This is a genomic window from Rufibacter sediminis (genome assembly GCF_014269285.1).
Lineage (GTDB): Bacteria > Bacteroidota > Bacteroidia > Cytophagales > Hymenobacteraceae > Nibribacter > Nibribacter sediminis.
Genome location: NZ_JACOAF010000044.1, coordinates 347,844 through 369,959, shown reverse-complemented (window position 1 = coordinate 369,959; position 22,116 = coordinate 347,844). Strand labels below are relative to the sequence as shown.

The 22,116-nt window shown below is 52.9% G+C and carries 16 protein-coding genes; 5 read left to right on the top strand and 11 right to left on the bottom strand.

Translation table 11 applies throughout. The features are described from left to right. Nucleotides 1–126: 126 nt before the first annotated feature. From H7U12_RS20085 to H7U12_RS20065, 5 genes are all read right to left on the bottom strand, one after another. On the bottom strand, nucleotides 127–882 hold the full coding sequence (locus H7U12_RS20085; RefSeq protein WP_186641460.1) for an urease subunit beta: 756 nt from the start codon (nucleotides 880–882) through the stop codon (nucleotides 127–129). A 35-nt stretch (nucleotides 883–917) separates the two neighbouring features. After that, a complete protein-coding gene (locus H7U12_RS20080; protein ID WP_186641459.1) occupies nucleotides 918–1,196 on the bottom strand; it encodes a SelT/SelW/SelH family protein in 279 nt (92 codons plus the stop codon). Nucleotides 1,197–1,240: 44 nt separating this feature from the next. Continuing rightward, complete coding sequence (locus tag H7U12_RS20075) at nucleotides 1,241–1,867, bottom strand: urease accessory protein (RefSeq protein WP_186641458.1); 627 nt, start codon at nucleotides 1,865–1,867, stop codon at nucleotides 1,241–1,243. Nucleotides 1,868–2,248: 381 nt separating this feature from the next. Further along, nucleotides 2,249–3,319, bottom strand: a complete 1,071-nt coding sequence (locus tag H7U12_RS20070) for a LacI family DNA-binding transcriptional regulator (RefSeq protein ID WP_186641457.1) — start codon at nucleotides 3,317–3,319, stop codon at nucleotides 2,249–2,251. A gap of 223 nt (nucleotides 3,320–3,542) precedes the next feature. After that, complete coding sequence (locus tag H7U12_RS20065) at nucleotides 3,543–4,643, bottom strand: acyltransferase family protein (protein ID WP_186641455.1); 1,101 nt, start codon at nucleotides 4,641–4,643, stop codon at nucleotides 3,543–3,545. A gap of 833 nt (nucleotides 4,644–5,476) precedes the next feature. Here H7U12_RS20065 and H7U12_RS20060 point away from each other — a divergent pair. The 5 genes from H7U12_RS20060 (at nucleotide 5,477) to H7U12_RS20040 (ending at nucleotide 14,195) form a co-directional block, all read left to right on the top strand. Further along, nucleotides 5,477–8,632, top strand: a complete 3,156-nt coding sequence (locus H7U12_RS20060; protein WP_206683959.1) for a SusC/RagA family TonB-linked outer membrane protein — start codon at nucleotides 5,477–5,479, stop codon at nucleotides 8,630–8,632. 29 nt (nucleotides 8,633–8,661) lie between these two features. Beyond that, nucleotides 8,662–10,125, top strand: a complete 1,464-nt coding sequence (locus H7U12_RS20055; RefSeq protein WP_186641617.1) for a RagB/SusD family nutrient uptake outer membrane protein — start codon at nucleotides 8,662–8,664, stop codon at nucleotides 10,123–10,125. 113 nt (nucleotides 10,126–10,238) lie between these two features. Then, nucleotides 10,239–11,618: a DUF4832 domain-containing protein gene (locus H7U12_RS20050; RefSeq protein WP_186641452.1), complete on the top strand. Its 1,380-nt coding sequence runs from the start codon at nucleotides 10,239–10,241 to the stop codon at nucleotides 11,616–11,618. Between the two features lie 39 nt (nucleotides 11,619–11,657). Beyond that, nucleotides 11,658–12,527 (top strand): PKD domain-containing protein, encoded by an 870-nt coding sequence (locus tag H7U12_RS20045; protein ID WP_186641450.1) that lies wholly within the window; start codon nucleotides 11,658–11,660, stop codon nucleotides 12,525–12,527. 126 nt (nucleotides 12,528–12,653) lie between these two features. Then, entirely contained in the window at nucleotides 12,654–14,195 is a 1,542-nt protein-coding gene (locus H7U12_RS20040) for a DUF4832 domain-containing protein (RefSeq protein ID WP_186641449.1), read from the top strand. Nucleotides 14,196–14,758: 563 nt separating this feature from the next. Here the strand turns inward: H7U12_RS20040 and H7U12_RS20035 are convergent. From H7U12_RS20035 to H7U12_RS20010, 6 genes are all read right to left on the bottom strand, one after another. Beyond that, nucleotides 14,759–16,201, bottom strand: a complete 1,443-nt coding sequence (locus tag H7U12_RS20035; protein WP_186641447.1) for a Gfo/Idh/MocA family protein — start codon at nucleotides 16,199–16,201, stop codon at nucleotides 14,759–14,761. Nucleotides 16,202–16,367: 166 nt separating this feature from the next. Continuing rightward, nucleotides 16,368–17,012 carry a carbohydrate-binding family 9-like protein gene (locus H7U12_RS20030; protein WP_186641445.1) on the bottom strand — a complete coding sequence of 215 codons (645 nt, stop codon included), beginning with the start codon at nucleotides 17,010–17,012 and terminating at the stop codon, nucleotides 16,368–16,370. A 7-nt stretch (nucleotides 17,013–17,019) separates the two neighbouring features. Next, complete coding sequence (locus H7U12_RS20025; RefSeq protein WP_186641443.1) at nucleotides 17,020–18,168, bottom strand: phosphotransferase enzyme family protein; 1,149 nt, start codon at nucleotides 18,166–18,168, stop codon at nucleotides 17,020–17,022. 1 nt (nucleotide 18,169) lies between these two features. Next, nucleotides 18,170–19,090, bottom strand: a complete 921-nt coding sequence (locus H7U12_RS20020; RefSeq protein ID WP_186641441.1) for a nucleotidyltransferase family protein — start codon at nucleotides 19,088–19,090, stop codon at nucleotides 18,170–18,172. A gap of 63 nt (nucleotides 19,091–19,153) precedes the next feature. Further along, entirely contained in the window at nucleotides 19,154–21,067 is a 1,914-nt protein-coding gene (nagB, locus tag H7U12_RS20015; RefSeq protein WP_186641439.1) for a glucosamine-6-phosphate deaminase, read from the bottom strand. Nucleotides 21,068–21,580: 513 nt separating this feature from the next. Next, nucleotides 21,581–22,021, bottom strand: coding sequence for a hypothetical protein (locus H7U12_RS20010; protein WP_186641437.1), 441 nt, complete (start codon nucleotides 22,019–22,021; stop codon nucleotides 21,581–21,583). Between the last annotated feature and the right edge of the window lie 95 nt (nucleotides 22,022–22,116).

The window sequence follows — 22,116 nt, the reverse complement described above, 5'->3', positions numbered from 1 at the left end:
CGGAAGTTACTTCCGTGCCTTGCCTGTGTTCTAAAGGCACGGAAGTAACTTCCGCGCCATAGTAGGTAAACTCGAAATGCGACTTGTTTCAGGACCGTTTTCAGAAAAACTGGCCAAAAACGAAGCTTAAGGAGTACTAAGAAAATTCTGCTGACGCGCTTTCTCCAGAACTTCGGCTTTGTGGTCATCAGAAAGTTGCCCGTCTACCAGGTTATTGCCGCCGTAGCTGATTCTTTCGCCTGACAGTTCCACCAAGGTCACCCGCTTCCGCTCGCCGGGCTCAAAGCGCACCGCCGTACCAGCCGGAATGTTCAGGCGGAAGCCGTAGGCTTTCTCCCGGTCGAACTGCAGCAGCGCGTTCGTTTCGAAGAACGGGTAATGGGAACCCACCTGCACCGGCCGATCGCCCATGTTGGTGACTTCCACTTCCACGGTGCTTCGGTTCTGGTTGAGCGTGAGTTTGTCTTCTCCCAGCAGGTATTCGCCGGGGCTAGGTTGGATGAGCGTGTCTGGCGAAGCCGTCTGCGTCTTTTTGGTGAGGCCGGAGCCGTAGAGTGCCAGTTCAGGAGCGCCTTGCTCGCGGCAGATGGGGTGGTGCACGGTGACCAGTTTGGTGCCATCGGGGAAAGTGCCTTCCACCTGCACTTCGTGGATCAACTCGGCCACGCCTTCCATGACATCGGCGAAGCCCAGCAACTTTTTGCCTTTGTCCATGAGGGTGGCCACGCGCTCGCCGTCCCGGATAAACTCCAGCAACTGCGTGGCGATGAGGGCCACGGCCTCGGGATAATTGAGCCGAAGACCGCGGGCGTAGCGTTTCTGGGCCACAAAACCGGCGTTGTGCAGCACCAGTTTGTCTATGTCTTTGGGCGAAAGATGCATGGGCGGGAGTTCTGAGTCTTGAGTTCTGAGTCTGGTTATTTTTTGTCTGAGTGCCCGAGGCTTTTCTCGGGGTTCACCTGGTCGCGGACGAGTTGCTTGAGTTCCTTGATCTCGGGGAAGCGGCCGGCGGTTTTCCGGTCGAAGATCACCTGGTCATTGACCCGGATGAGGTAGGAGCCACTGGTTTCGCTGGGTTCCAGGAGCACGCCTTTCAGGTCCTCGGTGAAAGTGGTGAGCAGTTCCTGGGCCATGTAGGCGGCGCGCAGCATCCAACCGCATTTGGGACAATATTCTATGCTGACGGTGGGTTTCATTTTGGGGCTAGTTTTGGAAAAAGAGGAAGAAAACAGCCATCGGGTTACAGGATCAGGTTCTCGTACATCATCCAGCCGCCGTAGGCCACGCACAGCACCGACGAAACCACTACCATGCCCATGCGTACGGATCGGCCAATCTTCATGCGTTGGGTAAACGGAATATTCACCAGTCCGGCGGCCACAAACATGCCCAAAATGGAACCCAGCCCAAACATGATCAGGTAGGCCACGCCCAACCACGGGTTCTCAATCTTGCCCATGATGGAAATGACCAAAGCGCCGCTCCCGGCCAGGCCATGGATCAGGCCCACCGTGTAGGCGTAGCTGTGCTGGTAGCGCGGGGTTCTGGTTCGGGAGAAGTTCTGTTTATTGGTCAATCGGCTGATGCCCATGATCACGAGCATGAGCCCCACCCCGGCCTCAAAATACCCGAAACCGGCTTCGTAATGGGTGGAGTGCAGGAAGATGACTTGGCTCAGGATGATGAGCGAGCCCAGCAGCACAATGGTGGTGGTGTGGCCCAGCCCCCAGAACAAGCCGTCTTTCATGGCCAGAAGCCAGCTATCGCGTTTGGAGACGATGTTACCCACGGCAATGAGGTGGTCTGCCTCAAACGCGTGGCCCATCCCCACCAGAGAGGCAAACATCAAAGGCATTAAGGTCTGCATGGATTCTTACGCTATGTACTTCCTAATTATTTCTGGAAAACAATATAAGAACCATGGCAAAAGAATACAAAGCCTGCCAATTTCTACAAGGAACACTAAGAATGATAGAATTTTCCTTAAAGCCGGCTTATGGCCGATCTGCTGGGAATTCCTCCTACTTTTTGGGAGAATGCATTTCAAACCTCGCCTATTTTCTTGTTTGCATGGCAAGAATCTGCATAAAATCAGACAGAAAAAGATTTTCCAGAAAATAGAGAAAAGTTGAAAAATGGCTGAAGCAGCCGTACCAAACGGAAGAGAACAACCAAAGAGTTTCAGGCCTGTTTTGGGGAAAACAGGCCTGAAACAGAAATGGGTAATAAGTATATCCGGGGAAAGAAATTACAGATCTGCCTCTATATAATAGTGCAGGTTCTCTTTGGTGATGATGTCCAGCGGCAGGTATTTGATGGGATTGACCTTCTTCTTGAACACCAGCTGGTCGGCCAGTCCGTAGACGCCCCAGTACCCCTGCCCTTTCGGGTTTTGGTTGATCAGGAACTCAATGAGGCCATTGTTCAGGAAATGTAGGTTGCGTTCCATGAGGTCATAGCCTACTAACTTGATATGCGTAATCCCGCGCATTTGCAGGTAATGAGCCACGGTATGCGCTTTGGAGTTGGTCACGAAAATGCCCTTGACCTCGGGGTTTTCCTGCAGTAGCTTGTCTAACTGCTCATGGAAGGCAGCCGAAGTGGAATTGTGCAGATCGGCCTGCAAAAGAGGATAAGCTGTTTCTGAGCCGATTTGGTTAAAATAGTCGAAAAACCCCTGTTCTTTGTTCACCAGGTGAGAGGAGTTGGAAAGGTCCACGTCAATATGGGCCACCAGGAAAGTGGCGCCCTGCGGATGACCGTAATGCAGCAATTTGGCCGCCAGAAAACCACTCTGGTAAGAATCCTGGCCTATGTAGATGAGGGGTTCATAATCGGGGATGTGCGTGTTGAACAGCGCAAACGGAATCTCCAGGGCTTTCCATTTCTTGAAGAACGTAAGGGACTCGCGGTAGAAAATAGGCGCCACCAGAATGGCATCAGGCCCCATGGCTACCACTTCTCCCGCCTTCTCCCTAAAGGAACTGGCTTCATAAGGATCAAAGATGAATTGGGTTACCCGCACGCCATATTGCGCCAATTCATTCTGGGCTTTCTCAATACCGGTTTTTGGGGCCTGCCAGTAGATATCCTGCCCGGGATCTGGAATCAGGGCCGCTATCTCGTACACCCGGTTATTTACCAGGGTGCGGGCCAGCATGTTGGGTTGGTAATTGAGTTCCTGCGCAATCTCCAGCACTTTCTGGCGCACTTCTTCCGCTACCCTGCCTCGCTCATGCAACACGCGGTCTACCGTACCGGTAGAAACCCCTGCTTTCTCTGCAATATCCTTGATCCGTACAATGCCTTTCTTTACCATTAATCCAATATCTGGTATAATATAGTATGTCTTATTATTACTGCTTGCTTTTGTTTGCAGGAAAACTTAAATCCAACGGCTGCATCCACCTATATAGAAGGCATGTTGCAACGTAGGAGCAAGCGAACGGTACTCTTTTTGAATATCTTCCGGCCAAATATACTAATAACCCAACTGCGCGTTAGCTTTGAGAAACTGTTTTATACTTTGCCACCGTTCTTTGCTATAGCCTGAGAAAGATACGCCGTTGGTAAAGCCAGTAACAGATAGCCCACTCCACCACCAGGGTCACCACTGAGGCAAGGACGGCTTGTACCGCTTCTGGCAAATGAAGCCAGTGGGAAAACCCATTGGTGAAGATGGCTACGGCGCCATTTAGCCACTGGATTCCTACGGTTTCAAAAAACAGGTAAATGAAGATCGGGTTCATCCCCACCAACGTGAAATACAGAACCCAGGGGCCGGTTTTTTTCACGTCAATACACCAGTAGCAGAAAGCCAGAATAAGGAAAACCCAGCCTCCGGAGGCCAGGATAAAGGAGGCCGTGCAAGTCCTTTTAATGATGGGGTCTATCCCGGTGACATCCAGTAGATGACCTACCACCACTCCTATGAAACCCGCTACCAGAAATAACCTGAGCTTGGCATTGGTTGATCGGCCGGAGGCCAACACCTTGCCCGCCAGGGCACCCCAAATAGTATGGGCCGCCGAAGGCAGGAAATTCATGGCGATCCAGTGATCGCTGTTCAGTTTGCCCATCAGGTTCAAATCCATCCAGGAGCCAAAGTTCTTGCCCGGGGTAAAAGGCTGGTCAAATCCCGGAATGTGAGCGTAACGGTACAGCACTTCGGTGAGGCCTATACAAAACAGCGACACCAGCAGTTGGGTACGCGCTTTGAAGGGCAGCAGGAAATACGCCACCAACAAGGTCACGGATAATTGCGAAAGTACATTCCACAGTTCCCAGACCAATTTACCCGCGTATATGCAATGCAACACCACCCCAAAGAACAATAGTTTGAGGCTCCTTTTCAAAACATGACCAGTAATGGTGGCGGGAGCATCTCCTTTCTGCAAACGGTTCTGGGTAGAAAAATACAGCGAGGTGCCCGCGATGGTCATGAAGGCGGGTTGCACCAGGTCCCAGAAGTGAAGGCCCCGCCAAGGTACATGAAAGAACTGCTGCACCACATGACCTGCTACCCCTTGTTCTCCTGTCAACTCAGCCAGCCGCACATATAATAAGGTGCTTTCCGCAGCCAGTAAGAGCATGATCACGCCACGCATAAAATCAAGGGACAAGAGGCGATTGCTTGTTTTCATAAGGGCGCTTTTCAAGTGCATCTTAATTATAGAGAAATAGGCAGGTAGACAGAGAAATCAACCAGCGTTCTTCCATCCAGGAGGCAGCTTAACCGGTAAGGCCTCCAGCTCTTATCTGCCCTTCTCTCTGTTTCTTCTCTACTTCCTTTCAGCTGTCTTTCCGCTTCCGTCATTCACAAAGTCCAGGGAACGCAGGAGTAGAACTTACCTGAATTTGATCATTTAAAATGACAAACACACAATTTTACCATTATTAGATGTGTTCGAGCACATATATAATAAATCTTTGCGTTTTCGTACACATTTAAGCAAAAGTTCTTGCTAATCTAATTTAGAGTAGCTATGTTTAAAACACAGAGGCAAGAAAATCTCCATTGAATGATAGGTTGCTACTTGAGTGTTCACCGTTCCCGTGAACCTCTTGCGTGCAAATAGCAGAAAGCTGGTTTGGAGAAAAGACCACAGGGCATATGGATGAGCCGCAACGCGGTGAGGCTTCCTGACCCGCACCCCTAGAAAGATAGCAACGGCTCCTTTGCTGTTAAGCATTGGTCTGATTTATTCCTGCGCATACAACAGTACCTGACCTATACCAAACACAAACTCATATGGAACCAGACTGCCACTTTACCTCTCCTTCTTCCTAACTCCCGCAGCCTCTTTTGACCTTTAAATGGTTTTGAAGTGACCTGTTTGTGAAGCCGGCTTTGTTTAAAGTCTTTTATAGCCTCTTGATGAAAGTGCTTCTGGCACACGCTGTTCATCTACTGGGGTTTCTCTTTGCTCTTTTACTTGACCCTATCTCACCCATAAAATGTAACTACATGAAAAGAATGGTACACAGATTTTTGAAGCTAACGCTTCTGGTGCTTCTCCCTGTTCTGCAGGCAGCAGCCCAGGGACGCACAGTGACAGGTACTGTAACCGCCAAAGAAGACGGCCAGGCGCTGCCCGGTGTGAGCGTGGTGGTGAAAGGCACTACCACCGGTACCACAACCGACCCAAACGGCACCTACAGCATCCAGGTGCCTACTTCAGGGGCTACGCTGGTGTTCTCTTTTATCGGTCTCCTTTCGCAGGAGGTGACCGTAAGCAATGAGGCAAGGGTCAACGTCCAGATGGCGCAAGACCGGAAATCACTGGATGAGGTAGTAGTGGTGGGATATGGCACCCAAAAGAAAAGAGATTTGACCGGCGCCATCAGTTCAGTAAAGGCCGAGGACCTGGTGGTCAACTCCGGGGCCGCTTCCATTGGACACATGCTGAAGGGGAAGGCGGCCGGATTGATGATCCGGGAGAATAGTGCCCAGCCCGGCGGCGGATTAGATATCCTCATCAGGGGAGCAGGTTCCATCAATGCCAGCAATGCCCCCTTGATTGTCGTAGACGGATTTCCTATCTCAGACCTGCAACAACCCGAAAGCGGCGGAAGATACCAGGCGGGTAGCCAAAGCATCCTAAACTCCTTCAACCCGAATGATATTGAGTCAGTGGAGGTCTTGAAAGACGCTAGCGCCACCTCTATTTATGGAGCCCGGGCCGCCAACGGGGTCATTCTGATCACCACCAAGCGCGGGAAAGCCGGCAAAGCCGAAGTCCAGTACTCCAATACGTTTTCAACTCAGAAATACAACAATCCATTTGAGGTGTTGCCTCTGAATGAATGGATGCAAGTACGCAATGAGGCTGCCTGGGAGCGGTGGAACTTCGACAACAACGTTTTCCCCTATGGCACCAAAACCCTGGAAGAGGCACAGGCAGATCCTATTAATGGGCCGTTTCGCCGATTATACACCCAAAACGCCATCAGCAATGTAGGCAAAGGCACCGACTGGGTAGGTCTGGTTACCCGTGACGGAACCATTCAGCAACACAACCTTTCCTTGACTGGGGGCACTGAGGCAACGAAATTCCTGCTCTCAGGAAATTACTACAAGCACAGCGGGGTCATTAAAAACTCTGGCCTAGAACGGTTTACCGTCAGAGCCAACATTGACCAGGAGGTAAACAAATACATCAAGTTTGGGCTTAACCTCACCGCCAGTCGCATCAACAATGACAACAGCCAGTTGGGCGGCGATCAGTTCGAAAACTCCGGCATTATCCGAGCGGCTATGCAGATGGGCCCGCACATCAAACCGATTGACGAAAACGGCAATTACCCGGTGAACCCGCTACTGGCCCTGCAGCCTAACCCTTATTCGCTGTTAACCATTTCTGATGAGGGCCGGATAGAACGCATGCTGCTCAACTCCTTTGTAGACATCATCCCTATCCCCGACCTGACCATCCGCCTGAAAGGAGGCATGGACCGCGGCCTCACCAAACGGTGGAATTACCTGCCTAAAACCACCATCCACGGAGCTTTGGAATTTGGCCGGGCCTCTATTGCCGAGACCGACAAAAACGAGTACCTGATGGAAGCCACCGCTTCCTACGTGAAAGCCATAGGAACGGCGCACCGCCTAAACTTGTTGGCAGGGGTTTCCCAACAGAACTTCTACAACGACTACTCCAACGTAGGCAACACTAACTTCATCTCAGACGCATTCCTATGGAATAACCTGGGCTCGGGGAGTAGCACCAAAACAGTTGGTTCTTCCCGCTCAGAAAACGTCCTGGCCTCTTACTTTGGCAGACTGAATTACACGTTGAAAGACCGGTACCTGCTTACCTTAACCGTCCGGACGGATGGTGCCAGCGTATTTGCCCGGAACAACAAATGGGGAACCTTCCCCTCCATTGCGGTGGGCTGGAACATTGCAGAAGAGCCATTCTTTGGCGGCTTGGCTAACGTAGTTTCGCAGTTTAAGCTGAGAGCCAGCTATGGGCAAACCGGCAACGCCTCCATAGGCAGCAACGCCTTTGCCGCCTATTACGCTTACCCTGCCTGGGTTTCGGGCACAGACACCCGGTTAATCGGGGTTTCGCTGTCTCGACTAGAAAACCCCGACCTGAAATGGGAAACGACAACGGAGGCAAACTTCGGCTTGGATTTCTCCTTCTTCAATGGCCGGATAGACGGTTCATTGGAAGTGTATGACCGGGTTATCTCAGACCTGCTGGCCTTCAAACCCATCAACTCGTACCACCCCATCAACACCGTAATGGCCAACGTGGGCGAAACGCAGAGCAAAGGCTTTGAACTGACCGTGAATACCCGCAATTTCCAGCGCAATGATTTTGAATGGAGATCCATCTTCACTTTTTCTAAATTCAAAGACACCTGGAAAGAAAGAGCCCCAGATTGGAAACCAGCCGTCTACCAGAATGTGAATGATCCTATCAGAGCTATTTATGCACGGTTATCTGACGGAATCATGCAGGTGGGCGAAGACGTACCTTCCCAGCCGGAGCTGAAGCCGGGTATGATTAAAATCAAAGACATTGACGGCTACGCACGCGATGCCAGCGGCAACCCCGCCGTAGATGAGAATGGCCGTTTCCTGCGTACCGGAACACCTGACGGCATTATCGATGATGCCGATACCAAGCTGATCGGGACGTCAGACCCGAGCCTGATTGTGGGCATGACCAACATCTTCACCTACAAAGGCTTCAGCCTGAACTTTGATTTTAACGGCATGTTCGGCCGCAAAATGGCCGATCCCAACTACACCACCTACGGCATCAGCGCCGACGGGATCTACACCTACGGGTACAATGCCCTGAGTACCGTAAAAAACCGCTGGACCCCGGAGAATCCCTCCACTACCCAGCCCAGCTCCTTCTATGGCTGGTCTCCGTACAGCTCCGGTGATTTCTTCCTGCAAGACGCCTGGTTTATTAGGTTACAGAACGTGGCACTGTCCTATTCCCTTCCCTCTAAATGGACCGGAAAAGTCTTCTCCAGAGCCTCTATCCACCTGGCGGCGCAGAACTTGTTCGTGATCACGCCTTATGACGGCATTGACCCAGAAACCGATGCGTACACCGCGGCCTACCCTAACGTGAAAACCTTCACCACCGGCATCAACCTGACTTTCTAATGAACCAGCACCACTTTACCTATAAGACCATGCGCAAAGTATTTCTGTCTCTTGCACTCCTCTTCCTGCTGGGCGGTTGCACAGATGATCTAGAGTCCATTGACTACTCTGAGATAAACCCCAGCATTTTCCCACAGTCTGAGGCCGATGTGGAGGCCATGGTGAATGCCTGCTATTATCCGCTCCGAGGGGCATGGGGCAATGGGATTCATACCACCTCCGAGAACGGTATCATGTACATCAACGATGCCACCACTGAGATCCTCAACGGCTCTTACGGACCGCAACTCACCGCGTCCCTCCACAACTACAAACCCACAGATGAAGGCATCACCCGCTTTTACGATGTGTTCTATAATCAAATCAGCTTGATGACCCTGACCATTGACTTGATCAATAAAGCCCAAGTAAGCGAGACAGTAAAGAAGAAAGCTATTGCCGAGATCCGCTGCGCCAGAGGGCTTCTCGCCTACGAATTGTTTGACATGTACGGCCCCATTGTAGTAGCGCCCCTTGAAGTACTCCAAACCCCTATGGTGGAAGCTCCCCTGGCTCGCCTGTCCCATGAAGAAACTGTAGCCTTTATTGAGGCTGACCTGATGGCTGCGGCTGAAGACCTGCCCAGCCCCGCTCAGGCGGAGTATGGCCGTTTTAGCAAAGGTTTGGCCAAAATGGTGCAAATACGCCTGAACCTGCACGAGAAGAAATGGAATAAGGTAGTGGAGCTGTCCAATGAAATCATCAACTACGGCTACTATACCCTCACCCAGGACTACGAGAGCATGTGGGACCTGGAGGGCGCCAAAAACAGCAAAGAAGTCATCTGGGCCATCCCTTGTGATTATGAAGGTACCAGCGAGAATCAGTGGCAGCTGATGGTTTTGCCGCCCAACTTTCCGGTGAAAGGTGGCTGGGGCACTATCCAGAGCACCTGGTGGTTCTATGACACCTTTGAGGAGAACGACGAACGGAAAACCATGCTGATAGCGGAGTACAAAGCCGCCGATGGCACCACATACAACCGGGCTAACCCTAGTACATTCATGAACCTGGGGCCTATTCCCTTGAAGATGAACCCAGACGCCGCCCGAACCACCGCCCTTTCTACCGTGGACATCATCATGTACCGCTACGCCGACGTGCTCTTATCTAAAGCCGAGGCCCTGGCCAATGCTGCCGGTGCCCCCACTGCCGAAGCAATGGATTTGGTAAACATTGTGCGCCGCAGAGCCGACCTGCAAGACAAATCTTTGGCCAACTACAGCTCCCTAGCCGCCTTCAACGATCTAATTCTTACTGAGAGAAGCCATGAGTTCTGGTGCGAAAACGGCCAGTACCGCGCCGACCTGATTCGGCACGGCAAGTTCGTTTCCCGCGCCCGGGAGGTGAAAGGCTCTACGTACACCAATGAAGACAAAGTACTCTATCCTTTCTCCCTCAAAGCCGTGAGCGAAGGAAAAGGGAAATTCATCCAGAACAAAGGCTACAACTAACAGCACCAGCGGGAGAAGCAGCCATCCAACGCTTCTCACGCCAATGGGCTTTCTGTTGCAAGCCCCAGAGCAACCAGTAGAATTCACCTGTACCATCAGCTTACCCCTAGAAAATGCGTGTATCAAGAGGAAATGTATTCACTATATCCATCCTGAGTCTGCTGCTCACCTGTTTTTCTGGTTGCTCCAGCAGTAGCGAGGAACCACAGCCAGAAGTACAGCCAACGCTCAGCTATGCACTCTCCAATGAGATCTTCCCGAACCCTGAGCGAGGGTTCATGCGGCTGTTCTCTGCCAACTCAGAAGGCGCTCCTCTGAGTGCCAGCACCCTTTCGTCGCTGAGGAGTAATCACATCACGCTCATCCACCGGGTTTATTATCTGGAGAAGTTCAAAGATGCCCCGCTCAGCGCTGCCCAGCTCACCTTAATTCAGACCGATATGGACCTGATCCGTCAGGCTGGCCTGAAGTGCGTGCTCCGGTTTGCCTACACAGACCAAATGAACGGTACAGATGCCCCTTTAGCTACCATAGAACAGCACCTGGATCAACTGAAACCAGCGTTTGAGACCAACAGAGACGTCATCGCGTTTGTGCAGGCCGGTTTTATAGGCCCCTGGGGCGAGTGGCACAACTCCACCAACGGCTTGAATACCACGGAGAACGAGAAGAAAGTCCTGTTCAAGTTGCTGGACGTGCTGCCCACCGAGCTGATGGTGCAGGTAAGGACTCCGGCCAAAAAACAGCAGATATTCGGGAGCACGACACCTTTGAGCAAAGCCGCGGCTTATACCGCCGAGAAAATGGCCCGGGTGGGCCACCACAATGACTGCTTCATGTCAGGGGGCACCAATTACGGCACCTATACCAACATCCAGCCCGAGAAAACCTACATCAGCAACGAGGCGCTGTATGTGCCTACCGGGGGCGAGACCTGTCCGCCGCAGAGCGGTTACTCTCCCAATTGCGCGGAAGGACGTACCGAGATGCAGCTTCTGAAATGGACCTACCTGAACCTGGACTATTACCAGCCCACCCTCAACGCATGGCGGAATTCGGGCTGTTTTGACGAATTCCAACGAAATCTGGGCTACCGGCTGGCGTTGGTAGATGCCGTCTTGCCGGCCCAGGCTGGGCTGAACCAATCGTATAAACTGGCTATTAACCTCACCAACAAAGGATATGCGCCACTCTACAACCTGAAGAACACGTACCTGGTACTCAAAAACAAAGCATCAGGGGCGGTGCATCAGGTACCGGTACCTGTAGACTTGCGCGAAGTCAAACCCGGCACAACTTACCAACTAGACCAAAGCGTGAGCTTAACGGGTATTCCGGCGGGTGACTATGACCTGTTCCTTAAAATAGCAGATCGGGCAGCGTCGCTGAAAGACCGGCCCGAATACAGCGTGAGGCTAGCCAACACGGGAGTTTGGGTTCCCGAAACCGGCCTCAACAGCCTGAACCATCAACTGAAAGTAGGCAGCTTCTAACCATCCTGCATCCAACCGAAAATTTAAAGCTCCAGAGACATGAAAAACAAACTCTTACTTTTCTTCGGCTTAAGCTTCCTGCTGCTGGCCACTCTTTCCTGCGAGGAAGACGATGAAACGTCAGGCACCAAGGCCGTCTTCAGCTACGTGAGCGATGGCTTTGTGGTCAACTTCACTGACTTTTCTCAAGGTGCCGCTGAGTACCTCTGGGATTTCGGGGATGACAGCGAGGCTTCCACCCAGTCCAACCCCACGCACATCTACAGAAAAAAAGGTGATTTTCTGGTGACCCTTACCGTCTCCAACAATGGCCAGACCAGCACCTTTAAAGACTCTGTGTACGTGTTGGGACCCAACATCAAGATTGATGGCGACTTCACCGACTGGGAGCACGTGCCCTACACCCACACCAACGACGAAGGCACCGGCGGTACGCTGCTGGCCGTGAAAACCTTCGCCTCGGCCGGAGCCCTGAACTTCTACCTGGAAGGCACCCAGGATTTCAACCTTGCCGTGATAGACCTGTACCTGGACGCAGACAACAACCCTGAAACCGGTCTCAAAACCTGGATGTACCCTGCCGCCTCCGGCGCTGATTTCCTTTTCGAAGGCAATTACAACGGCACTACTCCCGCAGAGTCGGTGGGCAGCATGTTTGCGCACGTGGGTCCCGGCAACGACTGGGGTTGGAACGAGGTGGCCACTTTTGGCCAGAGCATGCAGTTCTCTACCATGAAAACCGTGGCCGGTAAAAAAGTGATTGAGTTCTCCATCAAGCGCGAAGGCTTAGGCACCATGAGGAGATTCGCCAACTTCGCCATTGTGGAAAGCTCCGCCGGCTGGGCCGAGCTTGGCAACCTTCCTTACAGCAAGCAGCCTACCTCCAAGTTCGCCAGCATAGAACTCTAACCTGAAAACCTGCCTGGCGCTTTAGGGCCATTTTCTCAAAAACAGCCCTAAAGCGCCAGGAACAATGACCCTGGCAGCCTCACCTCCGTTTTGGATCAAACTTCGTTCATCAAGCTAATTTCTTCCATGTCTATCTGCCCCCGACAACCTCACCGCCGCGCAAAGGAGATCTCCCTTTTAGCCCTTCTGGTGGCGCATCTGTTTTTAACTTCGGTTAGTTACGCCCAGACCCGGAAAGTTTCCTTTACCCAGAGCCTGGAAGATTTCGCCAATCCTGAACGGGGTTTTTACCTGGCCGTGGGCGGCAAACCGGGCACCCTGTCGTCAGAGGAACTGGTAAAACTCAGAACCTTGCCCGCGGGGCAGAAAATCAACAACAGCGCCGAGTACTCGGCCAAGCTTTCACTGGTGTACCGGGGCTACCTGCTCGCTGACTTCAGGACCTCTCCCCTGAGCGCCGAGTTTCTGGAGAACCTCCGGAAAGACTTCGCCGCTACCAGAAAAGCGGGAATGAAGATGATTTTGCGGTTTGCCTACACCAATGACACCAAAGCTGGCGACTGCAAAGACGATTACAAAATCTGCCCACCATACGGGGATGCCTCCAAAGCCATTGTCTTGCAGCACATCGCGCAGCTCAAACCCGTTTTCCAGGAGAACGCAGATGTGATTGCCGTCCTGCAGCAGGGCTTTATCGGGATTTGGGGAGAAAACTACTTTACCGATTACTTTGGCGATGCCTCTACCAACGGGCTGGGCGTAGTAGCCGACAGCAGCTGGCAAGACCGCAATGACATGCTCAAAGCCTTACTAAACGCATTGCCAGAAAACCGCATGGTTCAGGTGAGAACCCCGCAGATCAAGCAGCGGTTTGTGCACGGCCCCAAGGCCCCGGTAACAGCCAGTGCCCTCACCCAGGAAGAAGCCTTTTCCAAATCAGATTACGCCCGCGTAGGCCTGCACAATGACTGTTTTCTGGCCAGCGAGGATGACTACGGCACCTTTTATGACTACGGAAATTCCTCCTCCAAACGGGGCCCGGCCAACGAGGTCCTCCGCAAGTACTTTGAAGACGAAAGCAGGTACGTGGCGGTGGGTGGCGAAACCTGTGACGATGCCTTCAGCCCCCAGAATGACTGCGCCCCGGCCGGCCACGCCGAGCAGGAAATGGCCGCCATGCACTACAGCTACCTCAACAGCTCCTATAACAACCAGGTCAACAACGACTGGATCAGCGGGGGCTGCATGGACAATATCAAGCGCCGCCTGGGTTACCGGTTCACCTTGAAATCAGCCTCATTTCCGGAAAAGGCCAAGAAAGGAAAAGGCTTGCCCGTTACGCTAAACTTAGAGAATGTGGGGTTTGCCGCCCCTTTCAACCCCAGGCCGGTGCAATTGGTGCTCCGGAATAAGAAAACAGGCCAGCTGCATGCTCTGCCATTGGCTACCGAGATCAGAAAATGGTTTCCCGGCCAAGTCACCGTCTCTGAGGAACTGATGTTACCCGCCAACCTACCCAAAGGCGAGTACGATCTGTTGCTCAACCTGCCAGATTCCTACGAGAGCCTTGCCAAGCGACCGGAGTACAGCATCCGGCTGGCCAATAATGATGTCTGGGAAGGAAGCACCGGCTTCAATCGCCTGAACCATACCATCAAAGTCAATTAGCCCCCCAGTTTTAATTAAAGCGTTTCGGGCCTGTTTTCTCCAAAACAGGCCCGAAACGCTTTCGCATTTATAACGCTTCAAACGCAGCTTTTCCTCTTGAGGCAGAGCCGTTAAGTCCCAAAAATATAGCTGGTTCAAGTTTTCAACTTGGACCTAAAATGGGCTGAAGTTTGCAACTTCAGTGAGGCAGCCGCCTCAAACTTTGTATGGACTGCAATGGACTTTAATGCAGTTTGCTATCGTAAGGGCACTTAAAATGCAGATTCTCCCCTTGAGGGGAGATAAAGAGGGGTGTTCACACAGGAGAGCACGCATTATTGGGAAATCAATACCACTTGAAATCCAGATGGGGAACGCCATGACCAGCAGGTGTAAACACCCCTCTTCGCTCCCCTCAAGGGGAGAATCCATCATACGAACCGTAGTTGGCGCTACTGAACCTCTTCTTCCGACTTCCTAGCTCTCGTTCACATCAACTAAAAAAACCCCCATCCCGTTTCGGGGCTGTTTTACAGAAAACAGCCCCGAAACGGGATGGGGGTTTGCTCCATAAAAGAGTAAAGCTAGGCCTTCACGTTGGTGGTGCCGCCGCCTTGCAGGGTAAGCTCTACGGGTTTATTCTTCTGCCAGGCACCAGCGGTGAAATCAGGCACGTCAATGGAGTTGGAACGGTTAGCTACGGACCACTCGCTCAGCGGTGCCACGGAGCTCCATAGAGCGGCATCATATACGTCCTGGTCCAGGGGCAGGCCGTTGCGCAGACAGTCTACCAGACGCCATTCCATGAGGAAGTCCATGCCGCCGTGTCCGCCAATTTTCTTGGCCATCTCGCCCAGTTTCCTGATGAGCGGTGGCGTGTACTGCTCTTCCACTTTCTTGAATTGCTCAGGCGATAGCCAGTTCTCATGACTGGTGGCGATGCGGGCAGGATTGGGCCATTTCTGGGCGATGCCTTTGGTGCCGCTCACCACGTGAATGCGGGAGTAAGGGCGCATGGAAGAGACATCGTGCTGGATCATGATGGTTCTACCGCGCTTGGTTCTGATGGTGGTGGTGTTCATGTTGCCCCGGAAATTCATCTGCGTGAACTCCTGGTAGAAGTTATCTTTTGCCGCCAGTTCCTTCGCTTTGGGACCCATAGAGAAATCATTGGAAGACACGGAGGTGAGGTAATCCAACTGGTCGCCGCGGTTGATCTCCATGACCTGGCAGATAGGTCCCAGGCCGTGGGTAGGATACAGGCTGCCGTTGCGGCCATTTTCCTTCAGGCGCCACATGTTGTAATAGGCCTCCTCGGTATCGCTGGTTTTAGCGAAGTTCAGGTCGATGAGGTTGTGGATGTAAGCACCCTCGCCGTGCACCAGCTCCCCGAAGAATCCCTGCCGGGCCATGTTGAGCGTGAGCATCTCAAAGAAATCATAGCAGCAGTTCTCCAGCATCATGCAGTGCTTTTTGGTGCGCTCAGAGGTCTCCACCAGTTGCCAGCACTCCTCCAGGGTTTTGGCGGCGGGCACTTCCACCGCCACGTGTTTCCCGTGCTCCATGGCATAGACCGCCATGGGCGTATGCAGGTGCCAGGGCGTGGCGATGTACACTAAATCAATATCATCTCGGTTGACCATTTCCTTCCAGGCATCTTCTTTGCCGGAATAAGTAGCCGGCTTATGAATGGAGCCTTCGAGTTTCTTCTGGACGGCGGCAATCCGCTCTGGCCGGATATCGCAGAGGGCTTTGATCTCCACTCCTTCAATATGGTTCATGCGCACCACCGAGGCTGGTCCGCGCATGCCCAAGCCAATATATCCTACCCGCACCTTGTCCATTCTGGGAGCCGCGTAACCACTCATGTTAAAGACCTGCCGATGTGATTTCTTGGCTTGACTCTGGATTTGGCTCAACTGGGAGGTGCCGGCCGAAGAAGCACAACCACTGATGAAACCGGTACTCACCAGACCAACGCCGGCCAACCCAGCCAGCTTCAGGAAATCTCTCCTATCGTTACTCATAGATGTTTTCTTTATGGGGTTCAAGAGCTAAGCGTCATTCATAAGAAATGCGGGCACTTAGGTGGGGCCCGAAAGTAAAGGACTGAGCCGTTGCGGCGGCAGCAGAGGTTTTAGGGCTGTTTTCTGAAAATCAGGCGCTAAACGGCCGAGGCAGTACTTCAAGCTACTACAGAAACTGCAGTTCCCCGAAGTACTCCGGCAGATGAAAATTGGGTGCAGCGGCCTTGATGGTGTTCCAGGTTAGGTAGTGGGGCTTGGGCAGATCATCGCCGCATTTGTAGAAATTCACTTTGCAGCTTTGTTCATTCAAAGAGGTAAACCCATGGAAACAAAAAACCTCCACCGGTATCACCAAGGTCAGCTCCCATTTGACGGGAGCCTCGGCCTCTTCACCCACTGAAAGCTGGGCGTACCGTTTAATCTCCCTGATAACGGCCTCCGAGAGAAATTCGCGGTTTTCCTTTCCGGTGCCGTAGGCCATGAGGCAAGAGCCCAGGCTATTGAACTCCAGATTGTAGTAGGCCGGCTCGTCATTGAAGGCGATGAACAGTTCCACGCAACTGTCGCGGTACACAGGATCATTGGTTCTGCGGAATACCGCCCGGATGGCATCCTCCTCCACGTAGAACTTCACGAAGAAACAGTCATTGCTGTGGGCCACCGAGAACGTAACCGAGGGCTTGTAAGGATAATCGGGCCACGGCGCGGTGTCAATGGCGTGTTTCTCCAACCGGTCCAGCTGTTCTGAGACTTCCTGCAAGCCAGATTCCCGGTCTAGCCGATATAAAAGCGGCACGTCTAATTGCTTCATAAAAACACTAGGCTTTGGTGGTGATTTCTGCCAGGCGGGTTTCCTGTACTACTTTCTCTAAAATGGCCTGTAAACTGCTTTGCTGCGCTTCCAACTGCTTTACCAACTGAAACTGTGCCCGGCATCGCTGCAGGTTATGCGCCGGGAAGTGGATCTTGTAGTAATGGTCACCGTCCAGGTAATCGGTGAGGAAGCGCAGGCCCATGATAAAGGGCAACAACAGCACACCGTGCAGCAGAGAGGCCACCTCCTGATCAGTGAGGGCGCTGCTGGTTTCCTCCAGAAAGCCTTTGGCGAAAGCCTCAAACAGGGAAAGGTTCACCTGAATCTTCTCCAGCTGCGGCTCGTCCTCGGGCGCGGTATTCACGGTGGTCCGGATGGCATCCCCAAAGTCATAGGCCACATACCCGGGCATCACGGTATCCAGGTCAATGACGCATTGCGCTTTGCCGTCCTTGTCCAGGAGCACGTTGTTGAACTTGGTGTCATTGTGGGTGATGCGCAACGGCAGTTCCCCGCTTTGCCCCATGTGATAGATGGTGCTCATGGCCTGGGCGCGTTCCTCCACAAAGGCGATCTCGGGACCCACTTCCCCTACCCTGCCAACCGGATCGGCTTTCACCGTCTCCCGGAACAGCCGCAGCCGGTTGACCACGTTGTGGAAATCAGGGATGGTGTCATGCAAGAGGTCCGCGGGTAAATCAGCGAGCAGGGCCTGGAACTTACCGAAGGCTTTGCCGCCCTCGTAGGCTTGCGACGGAGTGGTGACCATGTCATACCCCAAAGTATCTTCCAGGAAGTAATACATGCGCCAGTAATTGCCCTCCTCATCCTGGTAGAACCATTGCTGCTGGATGGTTGGAATGAGCGTGAGCACCTCTTTCTCCGGCTGCGCGGCTGGCATGCTCTCCAGCTTTTGGCGCAGGTGCGTGGTCACCACTTGGATGTTGTCCATGAGGGCGGGCACGTTCTTAAAGACATGATGGTTCACGCGCTGCAGCAGGTAGTCTGGGCTGCCCGGCTGGGAATTCACGACATGGTAGGTGTCATGGATGTGACCGGAGCCATGCGGCACTACCTGCGCTACACCTCCTTTTATGCTGAATTGCGAGAGTATGGAGGACAATTTTCCGTCTGGCGCTGTTGTTTGTGTCATCTTATCTGATCGTTTCTGTCTTCTTTCCCCAGAGATTTTCTGGGTACACTCCTGCCTCCACCAACTTCTGGAGCGCCTCTACCGCCACCGGTTTATCGGCTGGGTACGTCACTCCGAACCATTTCTCGGGCGTGGGCAGAAGTTTCACGCGGGTGACGCCGGCTTTCACCAGCCGGTCCAGCACCAGGGGCAGGAAGAACTCGGCTTTGGGAATCTGGGCACTCTCCTGGAGGAACTCCGTCAGGTATTGCTCAAAATAGGGCAGTAACTCCGGCGAAAACCCCATTAGGTTCATGGAGACCATCTGGTCCTGAGCCAGCGGAATCTGCTCCTGGTTAGGGGTAATCGCCACAATGCCGTTCTGGCCCCGTTCTAAATGCGTCTGTTCGGTGATACTGACCAGGTTACCGCCAGCATCCACCTCGCAGATGCCCCGGGACACTGCTCCGTGCTCAGACAGGGTATTGGCCAGCAGGTATCCTACTAGCCCGCATTTCTGGCCCGTTTTCAGAAAATCGGCCATAATCCGGAAAGACTCGTAGCCGTAGAAATCGTCTCCGTTGATTACCGCGAAAGGCTCTGTCAGTTTAGACTTGGCTACCCAAACCGCATGGGCCGTGCCCCAGGGCTTAACCCGATTCTCTGGCACGGTGAACCCATCAGGCAAAATATCCAGTTCCTGCAGCACGAAGTCCACTTCCACGGCGTGGCTGAACTTGTCCTGCATGGCGGCCCGGAACTCCTTTTCAATGGATTGCCGGATGATGAACACCACTTTCCCGAAACCAGCTTTGATGGCATCGTAAATAGAGTACTCTATGATGGTTTCGCCGTTGGGCCCGAAAGCCTCCAGTTGTTTCAGGCTCCCGTAGCGGGTAGCCATGCCGGCCGCCAGAATCAGCAGCGTTGGTTTATCGTTCATCTCAAGCCCTTTGGGTTTTCAGATCGTTTTTCAAAAAATGGCTCTTAAACGGCACTTGCCCGCTTAAAAGTGATAGCGCTTGAAGGCTTCCATGGCCTCGTACTCCGTCAGGCCTAACTGGTCGTAGATGCGGGCGGTGGCGCGGTTGCGGTCCTCGGCCCGTTGCCAGAACTCCCGTTTGTCGTTGCCGGGGAACACAGGGCTGTCTTTCTGCGACTGGTGTTTGAAGATGGCTTTCCGCTTGCGCAGCAGTTCCTCTGGGCTGATGGGTACCGCCATCTCAATGTCTTCAATGTCCCACTCCTGCCAGGCGCCGCGGTACAGCCACACGTAGCAGTCCTGCATCCAGGGCTCGTGTTTCAGGCGTTCTATGGCTTCCAGAATGGCGTTGAGGCATACCCGGTGGGTTCCGTGCGGGTCCCTTAAATCGCCGGCGGCGAAGATCTGCTGGGGCTTTACCTTAGTCAGCAGTTCAACTACGGCCTGGATGTCTTCCTCGCCCAAAGGCTTTTTCTTAACCTGACCCGTTTCATAGAAAGGCAGGTTCATGAAGTGCACGTTCTCTTTCTTCACGCCGCAGAACCGGCACGCGGCCAGCGCCTCGCCCTGCCGGATGAGGCTTTTGATGCTCTGCACGATCTCGGTATCTTCCTGGCCCAGTTTCTTATGCTCCAGAAAATCCCCCACGTGGGAGTGCAGGTTGTTAAATTCCTCTGTGGCGATGCCTAGCTTTTTAGAAAGTCCCAAGGCGAAATCCGCAAAGCGGTGCGCGTCATCGTCAAACACGGCAATGTTCCCCGAGGTCTGGTAAGCGACGTGTACCGCGTGTCCCTGATCGGCGAGGCGCAAAAGGGTGCCGCCCATGGAGATCACGTCATCATCTGGGTGCGGACTAAAGATCAAAGACGTTTTAGGGAAAGGATTGGCGCGTTCAGGCCGATGACTGTCATCGGAGCCGGGCTTGCCGCCGGGCCAGCCGGTGATGGTATTCTGGATGGCGTTGTGCACCTGGATGTTCAGGCTGTAAGCCGAGCCCACTCGCACCAGCAAATCGGTTAAGCCCCAGTGGCGATAATCTTCATCAGTGAGTTTCAGGAGCGGTTTTTTGGCTTGCAGGCTTAACCAGATCACGGCGCGGCGCATGAGGTCTTGATCCCAGTCTACCAGCCCCACAAGCCACGGCGTTTTTATGCGGGACAGCTCAGCGGCCGCCCATTGGTCCAGGATAACGGTGACGCGCTCATGCTGCTGCAGAAAGGACGCGGGTACCTCCTCAGAGATCTTTCCTTCCACCATCTGCCGCACAATGGGTGCTTTTCCCTCGCCCCAGGCCATCATGATAATTTTGCGGGCTTTCATGATGGTGCCCACGCCCATGGTGATAGCCCTGAGCGGCACAAATTCTTCTTTGATGAAGTCCTTGGTAGCATCAGCGATGGTCAGCGCATCCAGTTTAACCAAGCGCGTATGGGAAGTAAGCCCCGACCCCGGCTCATTGAACCCGATGTGCCCGGTGCGGCCGATGCCCAGCAACTGCACATCTATGCCGCCCGCCTCCTCAATTAACTGCTCATAAGCGGCGCAGAAATCAGCTACTTTTTCAATGGGCAGCGATCCGTCTGGGATGTGGACGTTCTCCGGCAGAATGTCCACGTGCCTGAACAGGTGCTCCTGCATGAAGTGCACGTAGCTCTGCAAGGCATCTGGCTGCATGGGATAGTATTCATCCAGATTGAAGGTGACCACATTCCGGAAGCTCAGGTTCTCATCTTTATGGAGCCGCACCAATTCCTGGTAAACCCCTATGGGCGATGAACCGGTGGCCAGCCCCAGGACGGCCTTTTCCCCGGTTTTCTGTTTCTCCCTGATGGTGGTGGCAATAGAATGGGCAATGCGCCGGCATCCCTCCTCAGGAGTGTCAAAGATGGTGACAGGGAGCTTTTCAAGGGCAGTGACAGAAAAGGTTAATGTTTCCATAGATGGGCAGATTTAGAAAAGCGTAACCAATGGGAAAAGCCAGAAATGTTGATTTCTTTTCTAAACATAGAAACATAAAACAAGAATCACAAAGGTTTTCGTCAAAAATGTGTTCGTACACACTTAAAAAAATTTTATTTGTGCACGCACACATCAATGAACAATTATAATAGGCAACTATTACTAAGTCCTGCTAAGCAACTGCTTACGCAGCATGAATATTACGGGAAGAAACACGATGACCTGTAAAGGAATCCTTCGTCTATCACTTTAAAGGATACCTGTTAGCGTACATAGCGCAGCGAGTTAGGGACACTTTATAGCCGGAGCAGCTACCTACTATAGCGCTTTCCTTTTTTTAGCAGAATCACCATTATGCAGATAGCCGTTTCAGGCATGTTTTGTCAAAACACCCCAAAAACGAACGAGAAAAGTTCAGAAGGAGGCAGACAGTTCTGCCGTGAACGTGGTGCACCTTAGGTGCCCTGTGTTCTTAATGAGGAGAAAAAAGGCTTACTGCGGAGGGTTGTTGCGGTGCTCCAGTTGCTCTACAGATTCTTCCAACCATTTTACCGCTTCGTTTTCGGTGAGGAAGGCTTTGCGGCGCACGTCCTGGGACTCTTCGGTGATGGCGGAGAGGGCGGCTCCCTCCTGCAGGCGCTGCATCTGGCGGGGAGCTAGCAACCAGGCCACCAGTACGCGGGAAGAGACTAACTGCAAGGCTTTGGGGTAAAACTCATCTCTGAGCCAATCACTCTCCTGCTGGGTCATCTCGCCTTTGGAGCGGCAGTCAAACAGCCACGACGAAGTCATGTGCTCCTTGGCCGTGGCGAGAATGGCCAGGCAGTTCATTTTGAACTCCGTGAACGTGACAGGCTGCTGCCAACGGATGATCACCGTTTGCATATCCGCCCGATAGGAGATCTTGATGTGTTTGCTGAATCCTATCTTCATGGCGCTAGGGGGACTATACGCTACTTAGTGGCGCTTTGGGTTTAAACTCATACGTAAGCCTATTGTCATCTGTCTGAAATGAATTTAGGTGAAGC